Source organism: Pseudomonas sp. GW821-FHT02A11 (assembly GCF_059421985.1).
In genome coordinates this window covers 1-5,581 of sequence record NZ_JBWKWB010000051.1, presented here as the reverse complement: position 1 = coordinate 5,581, position 5,581 = coordinate 1, and the positions used below count along the sequence as shown (strand labels likewise).

The 5,581-nt window shown below is 62.7% G+C and carries 5 protein-coding genes; all 5 read left to right on the top strand.

Features of this window, described 5'->3' with window-relative positions; genetic code table 11:
- Window positions 1–932: 932 nt before the first annotated feature.
- Entirely contained in the window at window positions 933–1,898 is a 966-nt protein-coding gene (locus AC07V9_RS29520) for a siderophore-interacting protein (protein WP_495019154.1), read from the top strand.
- A gap of 250 nt (window positions 1,899–2,148) precedes the next feature.
- On the top strand, window positions 2,149–3,357 hold the full coding sequence (locus AC07V9_RS29515; protein ID WP_495019153.1) for a PepSY-associated TM helix domain-containing protein: 1,209 nt from the start codon (window positions 2,149–2,151) through the stop codon (window positions 3,355–3,357).
- Window positions 3,354–3,902, top strand: a complete 549-nt coding sequence (locus tag AC07V9_RS29510) for a PA2404 family protein (protein ID WP_495019152.1) — start codon at window positions 3,354–3,356, stop codon at window positions 3,900–3,902. Before AC07V9_RS29515 ends, AC07V9_RS29510 begins: the two co-directional genes overlap by 4 nt.
- The gene (locus AC07V9_RS29505) at window positions 3,899–4,231 is read left to right on the top strand and encodes a hypothetical protein (protein ID WP_495019151.1); all 333 of its coding nucleotides are present in this window, start codon (window positions 3,899–3,901) and stop codon (window positions 4,229–4,231) included. The genes AC07V9_RS29510 and AC07V9_RS29505 overlap by 4 nt, the downstream gene beginning before the upstream one ends.
- A gap of 116 nt (window positions 4,232–4,347) precedes the next feature.
- Entirely contained in the window at window positions 4,348–5,481 is a 1,134-nt protein-coding gene (locus AC07V9_RS29500) for a cupin-like domain-containing protein (protein ID WP_495019150.1), read from the top strand.
- Window positions 5,482–5,581 lie beyond the last annotated feature (100 nt).

Below are 5,581 nucleotides of genomic sequence, written 5' to 3'. Positions count from 1 at the left end.
CACATCTGTCGCCTGAGAAACGGATCGCGAATGAATTCGCTCCCACAGGGAATCACATGTGCAGAAGCATCCGCGTTCGCTTCTGACGCGCACCCAGCTGACTGGCGCCAAAGCGAAAGTGCGGCCTGCACCCACGTCGCATTCTGAAGTGTGGAGGCCGGCGTGCACGAGCCCCACAGCACCAGCAACCGTTGAAAGTGGCTCCGTCCCTGTGGGAGCGAATTCATTCGCGAGACGGTGGGACATCCGACACACATCTGTCGCCTGAGAAACGGATCGCGAATGAATTCGCTCCCACAGGGAATCACATGTGCAGAAGCATCCGCGTTCGCTTCTGACGCGCACCCAGCTGACTGGCGCCAAAGCGAAAGTGCGGCCTGCACCCACGTCGCATTCTGAAGTGTGGAGGCCGGCGTGCACGAGCCCCAGAGCACCAGCAACCGTTGAAAGTGGCTCCGTCCCTGTGGGAGCGAATTCATTCGCGAGACGGTGGGACATCCGACGCACATCTGTCGCCTGAGAAACGGATCGCGAATGAATTCGCTCCCACAGGGAATCACATGTGCAGAGGCATCCGCGTCCGCTTCTGACGCGCACCCAGCTGACTGGCGCCAAAGCGAAAGTGCGGCCTGCACCCACGTCGCATTCTGAGGTGTGGGGGCCGGCGTGCACGAGCCCCAGAGCACCAGCAACCGTTGAAAGTGGCTCCGTCCCTGTGGGAGCGAATTCATTCGCGAGACGGTGGGACATCCGACGCACATCTGTCGCCTGAGAAACGGATCGCGAATGAATTCGCTCCCGCAGGGAAATCACATGTGCAGAGACATCCGCTTCTGACGCGCATCCAGCGGCGCGAAAATCCCGAGCTTTCTAAATCGCCAACCTTCCCGCCCGTCTACCCAATATCCCCGCCGAAAAAAGGTACCGCCCCCATGAACGCCGCTGTTGCGCTGGTTTCGTCCCTGGCCCTCAACCTGCGCAAGCTGACCGGCGCCAAGGCGAAAGTGCGGCCGTATCAAGTGTTCGATGTCCAACTCAAACAGCGCATCACCCTCAGCCCGTCGTTGACGCGTTTCATCTTCACCGGCCCCGATGTCGCCTCGATGCAAACCCTGGCCCCGGACCAACGCATCAAACTGTTCTTCCCCGCCCCCGACGGCAGCCTGCCCGCGCTGGCCAACAACGGCGACTGGCACGCTGCACGCCGCGCCCTGCCTGCGCACCAGCAGCCGCCCATGCGTACTTACACCCTTCGTGCCCTACGCGCCGAACAGGCCGAGGTGGATGTCGAGTTCGTCCTGCATGGCGAAACCGGGCCGGCCTCGACTTGGGCCACCCACGCCAAGCCCGGCGACCGCCTGCAAATGGTCGCGCCCCACAGGGACGCCAGCGAGAGCCCCGGCGGTTACGAGTGGCAACCCCCGGCAGGCATCCGCCGCGTGCTGTTGATCGGGGACGAAACCGCCCTGCCCGCCATCGCCGGGATTCTCGAAGAATTGGCCGAACGTCAAGATGGCCCGCAGGTGCAGGCGTTCATCGAAGTGCCCCACGAGAGCGACTGCCAGCCCCTGCGCTGCGCTCCCGGCACGCAACTCACCTGGCTGCCTCGCGACGTGATCGGCAGCCTGCACGGCGAAGGCATGCACCACGCCGCCCGTGAGTTGGCGTGGCTGCCGGCGCGCAGCCTGCAATCGGGCAAGCTGGTCAAGGATGTCGATCTGGATAAGAAGATCCTTTGGGAGAAAGCCAATTCCACCCGCGAAGACTTCTACGCCTGGGTGGCAGGCGAATCGGCGGCGGTCATAGCGATTCGCAAACATCTGATCAACGAACGCGGCCTGGATCGCAAAACCCTGACGTTAATGGGCTACTGGAAACGAGGCCGGGCACTCGATTGAAACCTGCTGAGCTCGACAATCCTGCGTTAACGACACACGAAAATGCTCATTCAGGGAGCATAAGCTGCGCTTTTTCGTGTGTTTTTGCCTTGTCTTGCCATCGTTCGCGACGTTTTCGAATCATGGCCCCCTGAAACATTTGCTTTCATCTCCATTGTCGGGATTTTTCGCACTCATCCGTCTTTATAGGTAACCGGGCGCCACCCGCGTCCTCCGGCCGTCGCCGCCCCGCTACCAAGACGCGTATTCCATGTCGAAAAAGTCCCGCTCAAAAATCTGGTTTCTGGTTCACAGCTGGCTGGCGTTGCCCATCTGGATTTTTGTGTTGATCGTCTGCGTGACCGGCACCCTGGCGGTGGTCAGTCAAGAAATCGTCTGGCTCGCCAACCCGGACGTGCGCGCCAACCCGCCGTCCGATGACGCGCAACGCCTGGGTTATGACCAGATCATTGCGCAGATGAAACAGGCGCAACCGCAGCTGATCATCGAGTCCATCAGCCGTCACGACGAGGGACATTTCGCCCTCACGGTCGGCGTGTCCTACCCCGACGGCCGTGCCATCGATGTATACGTCAACCCGTACACCGGGGCGATCCAGGGCGAGAGCCCTGCGTTCAACTTCGAGCAATTCACCCGCGCGCTGCATGGCTGGTGGCTGGTGCCGTTCACCAACGGCTACAGTTGGGGCTGGTATCTGGTGTCGGCGCTGGGCCTGCCGTTGCTGGCCTCGCTGGTGACCGGGCTGGTGGTCTACAAGCGTTTCTGGAAAGGCTTTTTCAAGCTGCCGCGACTGGCCCAGGGTGCACGGATTTTCTGGGGTGATTTCCATCGCCTCGCCGGCCTCTGGTCGATCTGGTTCATCGCGGTGATTTCCATTACCGGCACCTGGTTTCTGATTCAGGCGATTCTGGGCGACAACCACATCAGTATTTCCACTCAGGCAGAGGCCCCGGTGATCGCTCGCGAAGATGTGCCGCGGGCCGCCAATGGGCAATCGGTCGACAAGGTCGGGCTGGATCAGGCCATCCGCATCGCCAGCCAGCAGATTCCGGGGCTGGAGGCCAGCTACATCGCCCTGCCCGAAACGGCCTACGCGCTGTTGGAGATCGGCGGGCGAGGCTGGTATCCGCTGATGTACCAGTCGGCCGAGATCAACCCCTACACCGGTACCGTCGCTGCCGCGCACCTGCTGGGGGAGCGCTCGGGGCTGGAGTTCGTCACCGAATCTATGCGGCCGCTGCACACCGGGGATTTCGGCGGACTCTGGATCAAGATGATCTGGTTCTTCTTCGGCCTGCTGCTGAGCATGATGGTCCTCAGCGGCCTGCTGATCTGGAGCAAGCGCACAGCCCAGGCCACCCTTGCGGCGCTCAAGCGCAGTGCCAAGGCTGAACGCAAACAGGCGATCACCGCGCCCCATCCCGCCCTGACGCAAGAAACATCGGAGGCCAGCCTGTGAACCCGTCCGCGATCAATCCGGTGCCCGCGCCGTCGAAACTGCGCCAATGGTGGCTCAAGTGGCGCTTGCACCTGAACATCCTGTTGCTGCTGATCCCGCTGGGGTTCATGCCGCGGTATTTCGCCGATGTTGCGCTGTTTCGTGGCGACAGCGGCCTGGGCGAGCGCGAGATCGGCGACGTCCAGGTTGGCCCGTGGACACTGAAGCTTGCCGAGTTTCGCAATGAGGCGCCGCAGCTCGACGGCCCTGCCGGTTACATGAAGCACTTCAGCGGCGCGCTGTGCGAGCGCTGCATCAACGAGGTCAAGGCCACCTACCTGCGCATCGGCAAGCCACGCAGTCTGCGGGCCGCAGGTTCGCTGTTCGAGGGCACACCCCATCGCATGATTGCCGAGGTGCCGATACCCAAGCGCGCCACGGCCGACGCCGAACTGTGGATCACCCTGGAAGGCTGGGACGGCTCGGTGCATCAGGCGTCAGTGCCGCTGAACCAGGCCTCGCCAGCCACTGTGGCATGGCTCACACAGCGAGGAGCGAAACGATGAACACCTCGACAATGCACCACGCCCTGCGCGGGCTATTGCTGGTCGCCTGCACAAGCTTCGGCACCGCCGTGCAGGCCCACAGCCCGTTCTGCGACTGCAAGCAGATCAATACCACGCAGATCCGCTGCAGCGGCGGCTTCACCGACGGTGGCGATGCCGCCGGCGTGACGCTGGATGTGATCGGCTATGACGAAAATGTTCTCCTGCACGGCCAGCTGGGCAGCGATTCGAGCCTGACCTTCGACAAACCGGCCGGGGAGTTCTACGTGCTGGTCGATGCAGGGCCGGGAGCCGTTGTCGAGGTCGATCATCTGGATATCGGGCAGTGATGAAGCGCGGCGGCGCAGTAAATTTCCTCTGAGAATGCTCGTTTTCCCTTCAATGACCCGCGCTCCCGCAGGGATGTGCGGCTGCATCTCACCTTGAAGAACCAAGAGGAAACACCGTGGACCTGCAGACTGTCCTGACCCAGCTGTTCGCCAACGCCGGCTCGGTCGGTATCGAGGGTGTGTTCCAGTTTGTCTTCGGCCCCGATCAGGCGGTCTGGTCCGAGGTCGGCGACACCACCCGCACCGCCGCCGGGCGCCATGCGGCGGCGGACGTGACCATCTCGGTGGCGCCGCAGGACTTTGCCGGCATCATGAGCGGGCAGGCCAACGTCGAAGAGCTGTTCGCCAGTGGCCGGCTGAAGATCGACGGCAACATGGGCCTGGCGACGATGCTGCCGCAGATCATCGACAGCGCGCGTCAGGGCGCAGGCAAGCCCGAAAAGGTCGACATGAACAAGCGCTATCCGACGCCACCGCGCTTCAGCGAGCGGGTGTCGGCGGCGCAACCGGTGCAGCGGGTGGTCGAGCGACGAGCGCGGGCGGACCTGTCGGTCGCCGAATTTCGCGACCTGTACCTGCCCGGCGGCATTCCGGTGGTGATCAGCAACGCCCTGCAGGATTGGCCATTGTTCAACCTCAGCCGCGAAGAAACCCTGGTGCACTTCGCCGAGCTGCAAGGCATTACACGCCACGGCGATTACGTGAAGAAGACCTTCTCCACCGAACGGGATTTCCGCTCGACCTCCATGGCCGACTTCATCGCCTCGCTGGAAAAGCCCGCCGAAAAAAGTGCCGACGGCGCCCCGCCCGCCTACATGGGCAACAACATCCTGCCCGCGCAGTTGCTGGAACTGATCCGCTACCCAGTGTATTTCGACCAGTCGCTGTTCATCGCCCCGCGCATCTGGATCGGCCCGAAAGGCACGCTGACCCCGCTGCACCGCGACGACACCGACAACCTGTTCGCTCAGGTCTGGGGGCAGAAGTCGTTCATCCTCGCCGCGCCCCATCACCGCGAGGCGCTGGGCACCTGGTCCACAGCCCCTCAGGGCGGCCTCGATGGCTGTGATTTCAACCCGGATGCGCCGGACTATCAGCGCTTCCCTGCGGCGCGCAATGTGCCGTTTCTGCGCGTGACGTTGCAGGCGGGGGATCTGTTGTTTCTGCCGGAGGGCTGGTTCCATCAGGTGGAATCGGTGAGTACGTCATTGTCGGTGAATTTCTGGGTGGATTCGGCGCGGGGGTGGTGACAGATATACAAGTTGGCGTCATGTACATACCTGTGGGAGCCGGCTTGCTGGCGAATGCGGTGTGTCAGCCACATCAGAACTGACTGACACACCGCATTCG

Coding starts and splice junctions, on each gene's coding strand:
- AC07V9_RS29520 (WP_495019154.1), top strand. CDS start 933: ATGAACGCCGCTGTTGCGCTGGTTTCGTCCCTGGCCCTCAACCTGCGC.
- AC07V9_RS29505 (WP_495019151.1), top strand. CDS start 3,899: ATGAACACCTCGACAATGCACCACGCCCTGCGCGGGCTATTGCTGGTC.
- AC07V9_RS29515 (WP_495019153.1), top strand. CDS start 2,149: ATGTCGAAAAAGTCCCGCTCAAAAATCTGGTTTCTGGTTCACAGCTGG.